Genomic DNA, 13,346 nt, shown 5'->3' on the forward strand with positions numbered 1-13,346 from the left:
CGACTGGCGCGGGCCGATACCCCACAAGAAGGCTGGCCTGCTCCTTACAGCTTAGTCCGATTCCGCCCGGTGCGTGAAATCCGCGCGCGCCGGCCGGTAATCGGTCGGCCGCATGCCGGTCCATTTGCGGAACGCGCGATGAAACGCGCTCGGTTCGGCAAAGCCCACCGAGGTGGCAATGTCGGCGATGGTGCGGTCGGTGTCCTGCAACTCGCCGATCGCGATGTCGCGCCGCAGCTCGTCCTTGATCGACTGGTACGTGTAGCCTTCCTGTTTCAAACGCCGCCGCATGGTGGCCTCGGCCACATGCAGCCGTTCGGCCATCTGATCGGCGGCGGGCCAGCCGGCCATCGGCATGGCGCGCAGCATCCTGCGCACGCGCGCCGCGAGCGAGCCGGGATTGCGATATTTGACGATGAAGCTGCCCGGCGCATCGCGCAGGAAAGGCTTGACCGACTTGGTGGTCTGGATCACGGGGAGTTCCAGAAACACGGGTGCGAGATCGACGTACGACTCGGCCTGGTCGAAGCACATGTGATCGCAGAACATCAGGCGGTATTCGTGCGCGGCGGGCGGCTCGGCGCAGCGAAAGCGCGCTTCGAGCAACGGAATGCGCCGCCCGACCAGCCAGCACAGCAGGCCGTACACGAGGATAAAGTAGGTCGCATAGGCGAACATGCCCGGCGCTCGCGCAGCGGGGTTCTCCACGAAGCGCAGCCTGACGCGCTGCGCGTCTGTTTCAATCTGCGTGCCGAGATCGTCCAGCACCAGCCGCATGAAGCCGACCGCGCGCGCCAGCGCCTGCGCGCCGTTGCGCGCGGTCAGCGCGGTTTGCGTCATGGCGATGAAGCTGCCGCTTTTCATGCGATGCGAATCCTGGCCGAAGAACTCGTCGTCCAGCGCGCGGGCAATCGCGGCCCACAGCGCGCCGTATTGCGCCGACGACACGCGGCTTTTCGGCGACGCCAGCATCGGCGCCGCGATACCGGCGGCTTCGGCAAGCGGCAGCGCGTCGAGGCCGCGCGAGCGCGCCAGCGCGAGGGCTTCCTCGACCATGCTGACGGAAATCGTGCCTTTATCGTTTTTCATGCTTGTCCGGCTGATTGGGTCGATCTGGCAAAAGCGCTCAACATTTTGCTTCTGACGCTTCGCCAAGTCCTTGAAATTGCGGGTGCAGTCAACTTCCCATCGTACCAGTATGGCAAATGCGCTCAGTCAGATTGATCGGGCTGAGCATCGAACCTGCACCGTGGCTTGCCTACACTGGGTCCGAACCGATCGCGCGCAGGCTGCCTTGGGCAACCACCGCGATCAGACGCACAGCACAGGATCGAGCGCTATGGACAGCTTCTACACCGACGAACAACGCATGATCCGCGACGCGGCGCGCGACTTTGCCACCGAGCGGCTCGCCCCGTACGCGGGTCAATGGGACCGCGACGCGCAACTGCCCGCCGAGGTCGTCACGCAAATGGGCGAACTGGGCTTTCTCGGCATGATCGTGCCGGCGGAGTGGGGCGGCTCCTACACCGACTACGTGGCTTACGCGCTCGCGCTCGAAGAGATCGCCGCGGGCTGTGCCGCCTGCGCCACGCTGATGAGCGTGCATAACTCGGTCGGCTGCGGGCCGATCCTCAACTTCGGCACGGACGCGCAAAAAGACCGCTATCTGCAGGACCTGGCGACCGGCCGCCGCATCGGCGCGTTCTGCCTGACCGAGCCGCAGGCAGGCTCCGAGGCGAACAATCTGCGCACCCGCGCCGTGTTGCGCGACGGCAAGTGGATTCTCAACGGCAGCAAGCAGTTCGTGACCAACGGTTCTCGCGCCGACCTCGCGATCGTGTTCGCCGTCACCGATCCCGAGCGCGGCAAGCGTGGTCTGTCGGCCTTCATCGTGCCGACGGATACGCCGGGATTCAACGTCGGCAAGCCCGAACACAAGCTCGGCATTCGCGCCTCCGACACCTGCCCCATCTCGCTCGACGACTGCGCCGTGCCCGAAGCGAACCTGCTCGGCCAGCCGGGCGAGGGCTTGCGCATCGCGCTGTCGAATCTTGAAGGCGGCCGCATCGGCATTGCCGCGCAGGCGGTCGGCATCGCCCGGGCCGCGTTCGATGCCGCGCGTCTCTATGCAAGCGAACGCATCCAGTTCGGCAAGGCGTTAAAGGAGCATCAGACCATCGCCAACATGCTTGCCGACATGGCCACGCGCCTGAACGCCGCGCGCCTGCTCGTGCATCATGCGGCGCGATTGCGCACGGCGGGCAAGCCGTGTTTGTCGGAGGCTTCGCAGGCGAAGCTGTTCGCGTCGGAACTGGCGGAGGAAATCTGCTCGAATGCCATCCAGATTCACGGCGGGTACGGTTATCTGGAGGACTATGCGGTGGAGCGCCACTATCGCGATGCGCGTATCACGCAGATTTACGAAGGGACGAGTGAAGTGCAACGTATGGTGATTGCGCGCCATGTGTAATTGCGGCGCGATGCGGACGAGCTTGCGTTTGAGCGCAAAATAGCTTGCCCGTCCAGGCAACAAGTAGTGCAGCAGTGGGACAAAAAACGGAGCGCTTACCGCGCCATCTGGAGACGACGATGACTGCAGCGAAAGGCTTTTTCGAAGCGCGCGATCTGTTACTGCGCCATCGAACCGACTACGACCGCGCCTACAGCGAATTCGCGTGGCCGGCACTGGGCGAGTTCAACTGGGCGCTCGACTACTTCGACGTGATCGCGCGCAATAACGACAATCCCGCGCTGTGGATCGTCGACGATCCGGCCAGCGACGGTCTGCGCCTGTCGTACGCGCAGATGTCGGAGCGTTCGGCGCGCATGGCGAATTTCCTGCGCGGTGTCGGCGTGGGCCGCGGCGACCGTGTGCTGTTGATGCTGCCGAACCGCGTCGAACTCTGGGACGTGATGCTCGCGGCCATGAAGCTCGGCGCAATCGTGCTGCCCGCCACCACCCAGCTTTCCGCCGACGACGTGCGCGACCGCGTGCAGATCGGCGGCGCGAAGTTCGTGGTGGTCGATAGCGCGGAGCTGGCCAAATTCGATACGCTGGAGACGCCGCTCACGCGCCTGTCCGTTGGCACGCCGCGCGACGGCTGGATCGATCTGGCCGCAGCCTATGACGCATCGCCGCAATTCACGCCGCAAGGCGTGACGCATGCCACCGACCCGATGCTGCTGTACTTCACGTCGGGGACGACCTCGAAACCCAAACTCGTCGAACACACGCATCAAAGCTACCCGGTCGGCCATCTGTCGACGATGTACTGGATCGGCCTGCAGCCGAACGACATCCATTGGAACATCAGCTCGCCGGGCTGGGCCAAGCACGCGTGGAGCTGCTTCTTCGCGCCGTGGAATGCTCAGGCCTGCGTGTTCGTGTTCAACTTCCCGCGCTTCGTGCCGAAAGACACGCTGAACGTGCTGGTGCGTTTCAACGTCACCACGCTGTGCGCACCGCCGACCGTGTGGCGCATGCTCGTGCAGGAGCACCTCACCGAGTATCCGGTCAAGCTGCGCGAAATCGTCGGCGCCGGCGAGCCGTTGAATCCCGAGATCATCGAGCGCGTGAAGCACGCCTGGGGCATTACGATTCGCGATGGCTTCGGCCAGACCGAGACTACCTGCCAGATCGGCAACTCGCCGGGCCAGCCGGTCGTGCCCGGTTCGATGGGACGTCCTCTGCCGGGCTACAGGATCGAGCTTCTGGATGCGGACGATCAGCCAGTCACCGAAGGCGAAATCGCGTTGCCGCTGGACGAACGTCCGCTCGGCTTGATGACCGGCTATGCGAACAATGCCAATGCCACCGCGCAGGCTATGCGCAACGGTTTCTACCGCACGTCCGACGTCGCGCTGCGCCGTGACGACGGCTACTACGTCTACGTCGGCCGCGCCGACGATGTGTTCAAGTCGTCCGATTACCGCCTGAGTCCGTTCGAACTCGAGAGCGTGCTGATCGAGCATGAGGCGATCGGCGAAGCCGCCGTGGTGCCGAGCGCCGACGCGCTGCGTCTGTCGGTGCCCAAGGCGTTCGTCACCGTGCGCCATGGCTTCGAAGCCGGGCCCGAACTCGCGCGCGCCGTGTTCGCGTTTTCGCGCGAAAAGCTCGCACCGTACAAGCGGATTCGCCGCCTGCAATTCAGCGAACTGCCCAAGACCATCTCCGGCAAGATCCGCCGCGTCGAATTGCGGCGCCGTGAAATGGAACGCGCGGCCGAGCCGGCGCGCCTGCCCGGCGAGTATTGGGAAGAGGACTTCCCGGATCTGCGTTGATTCTTTTTATTCCCAGTCACTGCCCGGCCGCCTCGCGGCCACTGCACAGGAGTTTCAGCATGAGCGCAACTGCGGCCATTGCCACCGTCAAACTGTTGATCAACGGCGAGTTCGTCGAATCGAAGACCACCGAATGGCGCGACATCGTCAACCCCGCCACGCAGGAGGTGCTGGCGCGCGTACCGTTCGCCACCGCCGATGAGGTCAACGAAGCGATCCGTTCCGCCCACACCGCCTTCAAGACCTGGAAGAACACGCCGATCGGCGCGCGCATGCGCATCATGCTGAAGTACCAGGCGCTGATACGCGAGCATATGCCGCGTATCGCCAAGACCCTGAGCGCCGAGCAGGGCAAGACGATTCCCGACGCCGAAGGGGATATCTTCCGAGGTCTCGAAGTGGTCGAGCATGCGTGTTCGATCGGCACGCTGCAGCAGGGCGAATTCGCGGAGAACGTGGCGGGTGGCGTGGACACCTACACGTTGCGTCAGCCGATCGGCGTGTGCGCGGGCATTACGCCGTTCAATTTCCCGGCGATGATCCCGCTGTGGATGTTCCCGATGGCGATCGTGTGCGGCAATACGTTCGTGCTGAAGCCCTCGGAGCAGGATCCGCTCTCGACCATGCAACTGGTCGAACTCGCGCTCGACGCCGGCGTGCCGAAGGGCGTGCTGAACGTGGTGCATGGCGGCAAGGACGTGGTCGACGCGCTCTGCACGCACGAACTCATCAAGGCTATTTCGTTCGTGGGCTCGACGGCCGTGGGCACGCATGTGTACCGCCTCGGCAGCGAGCACGGCAAGCGCGTTCAATCGATGATGGGCGCGAAAAATCACGCGGTCGTGCTGCCCGATGCGAACCGCGAGCAAACGCTGAATGCACTGGCCGGCGCGGGATTCGGCGCAGCCGGACAGCGTTGCATGGCGACCTCGGTGGTCGTGCTGGTCGGCGCCGCGCAGCAATGGCTGCCGGACCTGGTGGCGAAGGCGAAGACGCTGAAGGTCAACGCGGGCAACGAACCGAACACGGACATCGGCCCGGTAGTCTCGCGCGCCGCGAAGCAACGGATTCTCGGTTTGATCGAAACGGGCGTGAAAGAAGGCGCCACGCTGGCGCTGGATGGCCGCGACGTGAAAGTGCCGGGCTACGAGCAAGGCAACTTTATCGGCCCGACGGTCTTCACCGACGTCACGACCGGGATGGAAATTTACCGCCAGGAAATCTTCGGGCCGGTGCTCGTGGTGCTGAACGTCGCGACGCTCGACGACGCGATCGAACTCGTCAACCGCAATCCGTTCGGCAACGGCGTGGGTCTCTTCACGCAGAGCGGCGCGGCGGCGCGCAAGTTCCAGAGCGAAATCGATATCGGCCAGGTCGGCATCAACATTCCGATTCCGGTGCCGGTGCCGTCCTTCAGCTTCACCGGCTCGCGTGGCTCGAAGCTCGGCGATCTCGGCCCCTACGGCAAACAGGTCGTGCAGTTCTACACGCAGACCAAGACCGTCACCGCCCGCTGGTTCGACGACGACACCGTGAACGACGGCGTCAATACGACCATCAGCCTGCGCTAAGCGCGTCCCGAGCGAGCGGACACACGGAGAACGACATCATGAAAATAGGCTTTATCGGACTCGGCAACATGGGCGCGCCGATGGCGTACAACCTGCTCAAGGCGGGCCACGCGGTCAATGTGTTCGACCTCAGCGCGCAAGCCGTGCAGGCACTCGTCGATGCAGGCGCGAAAGCCGCCGCTTCGCCGAAAGCGGCCGTCACCGACGTGGAATGCGTGATCACCATGCTGCCCGCCGCGGCGCACGTGCGCAGCGTGCTGACGGCGGACGACGGCATCTTCGCCGGCATTGCCAGCGGCGTGACCATCATCGATTCGAGCACGATCGACCCCGTGAGCGTCAAGGCGTTCGCCGAACTCGCGCAGCAACACGGCAACAGCTTTGTCGATGCGCCCGTCTCGGGTGGCACCGGCGGCGCGGCGGCGGGCACGCTGACCTTCATGGTCGGCGGCAGCGCGAGCGCGTTCGAGCAGGTCAAGCCGGTGCTCTCGGCAATGGGCAAGAACATCGTGCATTGCGGCGATACCGGCACCGGCCAGGTCGCGAAGATCTGTAACAACCTGGTGCTCGGCATCACGATGGCGGGCGTGGCCGAGGCCATGTCGCTCGGCGAGGCGCTCGGCATCGACGCGAAAGTGCTGGGCGGCATCATCAATACGTCGACGGGGCGCTGCTGGAGTTCGGATACCTACAACCCGATGCCCGGCGTGATCGAGACCGCGCCGTCCACCCGTGGTTATACCGGCGGCTTCGGCACGGATCTGATGCTCAAAGATCTGGGCCTCGCCACCGACGCCGCAAAAGCCGCGCGTCAGCCGGTCTATCTCGGCGCATTGGCGCAACAGCTTTATCAGACGATGAGCACGAAAGGCGCGGGACGCCTCGACTTTTCGGCGGTCATCAAGCTCTATCGTCAGGATGGCAAGGACGGAGGCGCGTCATGATCGAACTGGACTACTTGCACGACGGCGCCGTCGCGCAACTCACGCTCAAGCGGCCGCCCGCCAACGCGTTCACGCCCGAGGGTTTGTTGCAACTGCAACAGACGGTCGAACGCCTGAACGGAGAAGCGCGTGTGCGGGCGATCGTGATTACCGGCGACGGCCCCAAGTTCTTCAGCGCGGGCGCCGATTTGAACACGTTCGCCGACGGCAATCGCGAAGTCGCACGCACGGCGGCGGCGCGCTTTGGCGCGGCGTTCGAAACCTTGCAGAACGCGCGGCCTGTGGTGATCGCGGCGATCAACGGCTATGCGATGGGCGGCGGGCTCGAATGCGCGCTGGCGTGCGATATCCGCATTGCGGAACAGCATGCGTTGCTGGCGTTGCCCGAGACCGCGGTCGGCTTGCTGCCGTGTGGTTGCGGCACGCAGACGCTGCCATGGCTGGTCGGCGAAGGCTGGGCCAAGCGGATGATTCTGACCGGCGAGCGCGTCGACGCAACGACGGCGTTGCGCATCGGTCTCGTCGAAGGGGTGGTGGAGAAGGGCGCGGCGCGCGAGGCTGCGCTGACCATGGCCGCGCGTGTCGCCACGTTGAGCCCGCAGGCGGTCGGCTTCAGCAAGACGCTGATTCATCAGGCCCGCAACGGCGTGCCACGCACGGCGGCGCTGGCGCTGGAGCGCGAGCGCTTCGTCGACCTGTTCGACGGCGCCGATCAGCGCGAAGGCGTCAATGCGTTCCTCGAAAAGCGCGCGCCACGCTGGCAGGTGACGCAGGCAACGCAGGCCACGCAGGCCGATCAGGAGACGCGTTGATGAGCGCCTTGCAAAGCGTGGCACCCGATACGAGTTTCGAAGTGGAGCGCGAGATTCTGTTTCGCGTCGTCAACCGTGTGGCGATCGTCACGCTGAACCGGCCGGCCGCGCTCAACGCGCTTTCGCACGCCATGGTGCGCGAGCTTGCCGTGCTGGTCGAACATTGCCGCACCGACGACGGCATCGTCGCGCTCGTGCTGAAAGGCGCGGGCACCAAAGGCTTCTGCGCCGGTGGCGACGTGCGCGAAGTGCAGCGGCTCGCGAAGAACGGCGACAGCCGCTGGCTCGCGTTCTTCGTCGACGAATATCGGCTCGACTACGCGCTGCACACGTTTCCGAAGCCGGTGGTCGCGCTGCTCGATGGCATTGTGATGGGCGGTGGCATGGGGCTCGGGCAGGCGGCGCGGCTGCGCATCGTGACCGACCGCAGCAAGATCGCCATGCCGGAGACGCGCATCGGCTTTCTGCCGGACGTCGGCGCGACGCGCTTTATGAGCGTGATGCCGGCGGAACTCGAGTTGTATATCGGGCTGACCGGCGCGACCTTGTCCGGCGCCGATGCGTTGCGCCTGCAACTGGCGGATCTGTGCGTGCCGGCCGAATGGCTCGCCAGCTTTGAAGAGCGTTTGCAGCGCATGTCGTTGGAAGGCGACCTGATGGCCGCCTTGCGCGGCGTGTTCGAGCCGCCGTGCAACATTGTTCCGCACGCGGCATTGGGGCCGTTTACGCAACTGATCCTGCGGCACTTCGATCGGCGCTCGAGTATCGAACGGATGGTCGCAACGGTGCGCCACGACCTGGAGCGCGAGCCGCCGCGCGAGGTGAAGCAATGGTTGCAGTCCACGTACGACGCACTGACCGGCCATTCGCCCACCATGCTTTACGTTACCCGCGAGGCGCTTTTGCGCGGCCGGCAGATGACTTTGGCGGAGTGCTTCCGCATGGAGTTGGGCATTGTTAAACGCGTGATCGAGGAGGGCGACTTCTGCGAGGGCGTGCGAGCCCAGTTGATCGACAAGGATCGCAAGGCCCGCTGGGCCCCCGCCGCGCTCGCCGAAGTGCGGCCCGAACGCGTCAGGCACTTCCTTGCCTCGCCGTGGAAGCGGGAGTCGCATCCGCTCGCCGCGTTGGGCGCAGAGCAGGGCTGAAGAAAGGCGTGCGCTAGCGCGGCATGCCGTGCCGTGCTGGCGCACCGCCGCGTCACTGCATAGCCGCCAACAGACACAGCGCGCCGATGGTGGTCAGCAACGCGCGCATGCGCAGATACCAGGTCGGCAGCGCATCGATTCGCCAGAGCGCCAGATCGACCAGCAGACAGGTCGCGAGCAGCGCCGCCATGCCAGGAAACGCGTAGCGCGTGCCGATTGCCAGCAACGCCCATGCGGCGATGGCCGGCAGGACACTCCAACTCAGCGCCATTCCCGAATGCGGTGGCGGATCGGCTGCCGCCAGCCAGATTCCCCAATGCACCGCGCCCACGAACGACACAATGCACGCGCCGTACGCCAGCATGGCGTGGCGCAAAAAGTCCTCGTGCGCGCCGACTGTATTGACCAGTACGGCCAGTGCGACAAAGGGAATCGCGCCTGCCAGGCCGAGCGTGATCGGCAGCGCCGGCGATCTCGTAGCGGATGGCGTCATGCTCTTACCTCTGCACCGATATTGCGTCAGTTTGACTCGTTTGAGTTCTAATAATAGGCCATATCGGATACAAATCGAAACGAAAAAATGAGTCAAAATGATGGTATGAAACGGTAAATTCACACCATTTGAAACGATAATTGGTTTTTTGCGTGGATTTTTGCCTGTGGCGGCGCTTGCCGCCGGCGCAGTTCGTTTCGACGAGCCCGAAGTCCGGCACCGAAGCCTTTCGCTGCCGCCTCGCCGCCTCGCCGCCTCGCCGCCCGCACCTGGTGCGCATGCACCAGTCCGCCTGGTGCATTGGCGATTGGCGCTCTGCCGCGATTTCGGCGATTCTCCGTGCTGGACAGGCTTTCGCGCGCGCCGCTCGCGCTCATCCCCCACAATGACGACAACACACTCCGCTGCACCCTTTACCGTGGTGCAATCCAACGATCCGGACGACGCTCCGCCCGCCGACGACAAGGTGCTGCGTTCGCAGACCGACCGTCGCCAGTTGCAGCAGATCATCACCGGGCTGACCGAGGGCGTGATTCTCGTCGAGCCGGACCAGACGATCGTCTGGGCGAATCAGGCCGCGCTCGACATGCACGGCATCGCCGAAGTCGCGCAACTGGGCGCCGACGTCACCGAATACCGCGAGCGCTTTCGTCTGCGCTATCGCAACAACCATCCGCTGCCGGAAGGCAGTTACCCGATCGAACGCGTGGTCGCGGGCGAGTGCTTCAGCGACGTGGTGGTCGAAGTCTTCCCGGCGCACGACGACGAGGTGAACTGGGTGCATCGCGTGCGCAGCCTCGTGCTGACCAACGCGCGCGGCGAGCCCGACTGTCTCGCGCTGATCCTGCACGACGCCAGCGAATGGGCGAGCGCCGAGAAGCGTTTCGAGAAGACCTTCAACGCCAATCCCGCGCCGGCCGTGATCTGCCGCCTGAGCGACCAGCGTTATATCAAGGTCAATCAGGGCTTTCTCGAGATGACCGGCTATGTGCGCGAGGACGTGATCGGCCGCTCGGTGTACGAGCTCGACGTGTTCGAAGGCGCCGAGCGGCGCGAACTTGCGATCGAACGGCTGAGCGAAGGCGCGACCATTCCGCAGATGGAAGCCTTGCTGCGCTTGCCTGAAGGCGGCACGAAATTCGTGGTGGTGGCCGGTCAGCCGATCGATATCGGTGAAGAGGCCTGCATGCTGTTCACCTTCATGGATCTGGAGCCGCGCAAACGCGCCGAGAGCGCGCTGCGCCAGAGCGAGGAGCGCTTCGAGAAGTCGTTCAGGATGACGCCCGTGTCCACCGCGCTCTTCGCGGCCGACGACTACACCACGCTCGATATCAACGACGCCTTCACCGCGACCACCGGCTTCACACCCGAGGAGTTGCTGGGCAAACCGCTCGATCAGAGCCGGCTGTGGACCGACGACGCCTGCGCGCGGATCCGCGCGGCGCTGGAGGAGAGCGGCAGCCTGCGCAACATGGAGTTTCTCGTGAACAGCCATGCCGGCGAAGCGCTGAATTGCCTCGTTTCCGCCGAGGCGGTCAGCATCCACGGCAAGGACTGCGTGTTGATGACCTTGCTCGACATTACCGATCGCAAGCGCTCCGAAATGGAGCTGGTGACGGCGATCGAAACCGTCATGCAGGACGCCTCGTGGTTCAGCCAGACGCTGATCGAAAAGCTGGTCAACGTGCGGCGCGCAAACGCGCCCGACGCGGGCGGCCATCTCGCCGATCTGACCGCGCGCGAGCGCGACGTGTTCGCCTGCTTGTGCGGTGGCCTCGCCGACAAGGAGATCGCCCGCGAACTCGGGCTGGCGCCGAACACGGTGCGCAATCACGTCGCCACGATTTACGCGAAGCTCGACGTGCACAGTCGTGCCGAGGCAATCGTGTGGGCGCGCGCGCGCGGCCATTTCGGCCTCGAACCCGGCAGCGCGCCGCGCCGCAAAGGACCGAAACCGGCATGAGCGTGGGGTCGTCCTGGCGGATTCGTCGACCGGCTAGGGCGGCCGGGCACGAACCGTGCTGACGAAGTCCGGCTGGCCGGAAGGGGGCGACGCGAAGCAAGGCGTCGTTCCGCGAATGGATGCATGCCGGGACGCGTTCAAATGCACCAGGCGATCACGTGCATTCGCGACTGTCGGCAGGCGGGCTGAGCCGGGACAATGCAATCCTGGGTCGAGTGCCAGGTGTGGAGGCGGTCACGCTTTCCCACGTATGGTGAGCTCGGCGTCTTCTGTGCAACTCAACCTTTTTAAAGGAAGCCGTCATGGACAAGAATCGTGTGGAAGGTGCAGCGAAACAGGTCAAGGGTTCCGTGAAGGAAGCGATTGGCAAGGTCACCGGCAACCGGACGGCTCAGGCCGAAGGCGCGGCTGAGAAACTGGCCGGCAAGGTGCAGTCGAAGGTCGGTGAAGCCGCGGATGCGGTACGCAACCGCGTGAAGCGGTAACGGTAGCGAAGGCGGTCACGATAGAGCGCCGGCTTCCGCCGGCGACTGCCTGACCCCCTGTTCAAGGAGGATCACGATGAATTCAAACCAGTTCGAAGGTTCTGTGAAAGATGTGGCCGGCAAGGTTCAGGATGCCGTCGGCGGCTTGACGGGCGATGTGGACCTGCAGGCCGAAGGCAAGGTCCGCCAGCTTGCCGGCAAGGCGCAGGCGAAATACGGCGACAGCGTCGATCAGGTCGCCGAAACGGCTCGCAACAATCCGCTCGGCGCGCTGCTGATTGCGCTCGGTGTCGGATTTCTGTTGGGCAAGCTGATGTAAATCTGTCACGCTCGGCGCCGCCCGGTGCATTCGCCACCCGGGCGCCGGCGCGTGTCGTTGGGCCCGCGGGTGCCTTGGTTATCCGATGTCCGTCCGATGTTCCCGGCGCGTTAGAGGCGCCGGATCTCATCGTCTATTCGAGGAAGGTTCATGCTGGGATTCGACGTAAGCACGGCCAGAAAGGTCTGGACCGCGTTTCTTATCGCGCTGCTGTTCTTCTGCATCTATATGGCGTCATCCACTGTGCTGGTGGTGGTGTTCGCCGTCTTCTTCAGTTACCTCATCTATCCGATGGTCGAGCTGGTCGAGCGCATCCGGCCGCGCCGCGTGCCGCGAGTGGCGTCGATCGCGCTGGTGTTCGTGGTGGTGGTCGCGGTGATCGCGGTGGCCGGGTCGCTGTTCGGCGTGCAATTGCAGGATCAGGCGACGCATCTGTTCGCGCAGTTGCCGGCTTTGATGAAGTCCGACGTACCCAATCGCTTTCCATTGCCGCATTTTCTCGAACCGTTGCGCGAGCGGATCGTGGATTTCGTGCGCAGCCAGATTGAAACCGGCTCCGACAAGGCCGTGCCGATGGCGCGCAGCGTCGGCCTCGGCGTGGTGCATGCGGCGAGCAATCTGATCTACCTCGTGCTGATTCCGATCCTGAGCTTCCTGTTGATCAAGGAAGGTCCGCAAATGCGCGACGCGTTTCTGGACCTGCTGACGGATCGGCACCGCACGTTGTGGGCGGAGATCGTGACCGATCTGAACGTGCTGCTGTCGAAATATGTGCGTGCGATGTTGTTTCTGTCGTTGGCCACGCTGATTTGTTACGGCGTGGCGTTCTCGCTGCTCGGCGTGCCGTATGCTTTTCTGCTGGCGGTGAGCGCGGGCTTGCTGGAGTTCGTGCCGTTTGCCGGGCCGCTCGGCGCCGTGGCCATCACGTTGGTGGTGGCCGTGTTCAGCGGCTATGCGCATCTGCTCTGGCTGGTGATCTTTATCGCGCTGTACCGGCTGTTCCAGGACTACGTGCTCAATCCCTATCTGATGAGCGAAGGCGTGGAGGTCAGTCCGTTTCTCGTCATTGTCGGATTGCTGGCCGGCGATCAGCTGGGCGGCGTGGCGGGGATCTTTCTGGCGGTGCCGGTGATCGCCATGTTGAAAATCATCATTGGCCGGGCACGCGTGTTTTATTCCGCTTCACGCGATGAAGGGGAAGTCGCGCGCCGCGCGTTGACCGGCAAAACCGACTGATGTTTTTGGTTTGCGCGGTCAGCGACGGCTGCAGTTGCCCACCCGCCGACAAGACGAGCAGCGACCCCGACCTCGGGTATCGATATCGGCC

At 64.4% G+C, this 13,346-nt stretch carries 12 protein-coding genes; 10 read left to right on the top strand and 2 right to left on the bottom strand.

What is annotated here, in order from left to right:
* Nucleotides 1-51: 51 nt before the first annotated feature.
* The gene (locus P0D71_RS01755; protein ID WP_408479027.1) at nt 52-1,089 is read right to left on the bottom strand and encodes an AraC family transcriptional regulator; all 1,038 of its coding nucleotides are present in this window, start codon (nt 1,087-1,089) and stop codon (nt 52-54) included.
* A 250-nt stretch (nt 1,090-1,339) separates the two neighbouring features.
* On the opposite strand from P0D71_RS01755, the gene P0D71_RS01760 reads away from it, so the two are divergent.
* The 6 genes from P0D71_RS01760 (at nt 1,340) to P0D71_RS01785 (ending at nt 8,759) form a co-directional block, all read left to right on the top strand.
* Nucleotides 1,340-2,473: an acyl-CoA dehydrogenase gene (locus P0D71_RS01760; protein ID WP_408295377.1), complete on the top strand. Its 1,134-nt coding sequence runs from the start codon at nt 1,340-1,342 to the stop codon at nt 2,471-2,473.
* A gap of 119 nt (nt 2,474-2,592) precedes the next feature.
* The gene (locus tag P0D71_RS01765; RefSeq protein ID WP_408479029.1) at nt 2,593-4,284 is read left to right on the top strand and encodes an AMP-binding protein; all 1,692 of its coding nucleotides are present in this window, start codon (nt 2,593-2,595) and stop codon (nt 4,282-4,284) included.
* 59 nt (nt 4,285-4,343) lie between these two features.
* The gene (locus tag P0D71_RS01770) at nt 4,344-5,855 is read left to right on the top strand and encodes a CoA-acylating methylmalonate-semialdehyde dehydrogenase (RefSeq protein WP_408479031.1); all 1,512 of its coding nucleotides are present in this window, start codon (nt 4,344-4,346) and stop codon (nt 5,853-5,855) included.
* 38 nt (nt 5,856-5,893) lie between these two features.
* On the top strand, nt 5,894-6,799 hold the full coding sequence (mmsB, locus tag P0D71_RS01775; protein ID WP_408479033.1) for a 3-hydroxyisobutyrate dehydrogenase: 906 nt from the start codon (nt 5,894-5,896) through the stop codon (nt 6,797-6,799).
* Nucleotides 6,796-7,611, top strand: coding sequence for an enoyl-CoA hydratase (locus tag P0D71_RS01780; protein ID WP_408479035.1), 816 nt, complete (start codon nt 6,796-6,798; stop codon nt 7,609-7,611). The genes mmsB and P0D71_RS01780 overlap by 4 nt, the downstream gene beginning before the upstream one ends.
* A complete protein-coding gene (locus P0D71_RS01785) occupies nt 7,611-8,759 on the top strand; it encodes an enoyl-CoA hydratase/isomerase family protein (protein ID WP_408479037.1) in 1,149 nt (382 codons plus the stop codon). The genes P0D71_RS01780 and P0D71_RS01785 overlap by 1 nt, the downstream gene beginning before the upstream one ends.
* A 52-nt stretch (nt 8,760-8,811) precedes the next feature.
* On the opposite strand, the gene P0D71_RS01790 is transcribed toward P0D71_RS01785, so the two are convergent.
* Nucleotides 8,812-9,252 carry a DUF3429 domain-containing protein gene (locus P0D71_RS01790; protein ID WP_091807774.1) on the bottom strand — a complete coding sequence of 147 codons (441 nt, stop codon included), beginning with the start codon at nt 9,250-9,252 and terminating at the stop codon, nt 8,812-8,814.
* A gap of 385 nt (nt 9,253-9,637) precedes the next feature.
* Here P0D71_RS01790 and P0D71_RS01795 point away from each other — a divergent pair, with 385 nt between their 5' ends.
* The 4 genes from P0D71_RS01795 to P0D71_RS01810 all read left to right on the top strand — a co-directional run bounded on the left by P0D71_RS01795 (nt 9,638) and on the right by P0D71_RS01810 (nt 13,255).
* Entirely contained in the window at nt 9,638-11,215 is a 1,578-nt protein-coding gene (locus P0D71_RS01795) for a PAS domain S-box protein (protein WP_408295361.1), read from the top strand.
* Between the two features lie 302 nt (nt 11,216-11,517).
* A complete protein-coding gene (locus tag P0D71_RS01800; protein ID WP_091807777.1) occupies nt 11,518-11,700 on the top strand; it encodes a CsbD family protein in 183 nt (60 codons plus the stop codon).
* 76 nt (nt 11,701-11,776) lie between these two features.
* The gene (locus P0D71_RS01805) at nt 11,777-12,019 is read left to right on the top strand and encodes a CsbD family protein (protein ID WP_091807780.1); all 243 of its coding nucleotides are present in this window, start codon (nt 11,777-11,779) and stop codon (nt 12,017-12,019) included.
* Nucleotides 12,020-12,169: 150 nt separating this feature from the next.
* The gene (locus tag P0D71_RS01810) at nt 12,170-13,255 is read left to right on the top strand and encodes an AI-2E family transporter (RefSeq protein ID WP_408184116.1); all 1,086 of its coding nucleotides are present in this window, start codon (nt 12,170-12,172) and stop codon (nt 13,253-13,255) included.
* The last annotated feature ends 91 nt before the right edge of the window (nt 13,256-13,346 follow it).

The sequence above is a fragment of the Paraburkholderia sp. RL17-383-BIF-A genome, assembly GCF_046028015.1.
Classification (GTDB): domain Bacteria; phylum Pseudomonadota; class Gammaproteobacteria; order Burkholderiales; family Burkholderiaceae; genus Paraburkholderia.

Bases quoted from the DNA above. Each gene is read 5' to 3' on its own strand.
- P0D71_RS01755 (WP_408479027.1), bottom strand. From the start codon at position 1,089: ATGAAAAACGATAAAGGCACGATTTCCGTCAGCATGGTCGAGGAAGCC.
- P0D71_RS01760 (WP_408295377.1), top strand. From the start codon at position 1,340: ATGGACAGCTTCTACACCGACGAACAACGCATGATCCGCGACGCGGCG.
- P0D71_RS01765 (WP_408479029.1), top strand. From the start codon at position 2,593: ATGACTGCAGCGAAAGGCTTTTTCGAAGCGCGCGATCTGTTACTGCGC.
- P0D71_RS01770 (WP_408479031.1), top strand. From the start codon at position 4,344: ATGAGCGCAACTGCGGCCATTGCCACCGTCAAACTGTTGATCAACGGC.
- mmsB (WP_408479033.1), top strand. From the start codon at position 5,894: ATGAAAATAGGCTTTATCGGACTCGGCAACATGGGCGCGCCGATGGCG.
- P0D71_RS01780 (WP_408479035.1), top strand. From the start codon at position 6,796: ATGATCGAACTGGACTACTTGCACGACGGCGCCGTCGCGCAACTCACG.
- P0D71_RS01785 (WP_408479037.1), top strand. From the start codon at position 7,611: ATGAGCGCCTTGCAAAGCGTGGCACCCGATACGAGTTTCGAAGTGGAG.
- P0D71_RS01790 (WP_091807774.1), bottom strand. From the start codon at position 9,252: ATGACGCCATCCGCTACGAGATCGCCGGCGCTGCCGATCACGCTCGGC.
- P0D71_RS01795 (WP_408295361.1), top strand. From the start codon at position 9,638: ATGACGACAACACACTCCGCTGCACCCTTTACCGTGGTGCAATCCAAC.
- P0D71_RS01800 (WP_091807777.1), top strand. From the start codon at position 11,518: ATGGACAAGAATCGTGTGGAAGGTGCAGCGAAACAGGTCAAGGGTTCC.
- P0D71_RS01805 (WP_091807780.1), top strand. From the start codon at position 11,777: ATGAATTCAAACCAGTTCGAAGGTTCTGTGAAAGATGTGGCCGGCAAG.
- P0D71_RS01810 (WP_408184116.1), top strand. From the start codon at position 12,170: ATGCTGGGATTCGACGTAAGCACGGCCAGAAAGGTCTGGACCGCGTTT.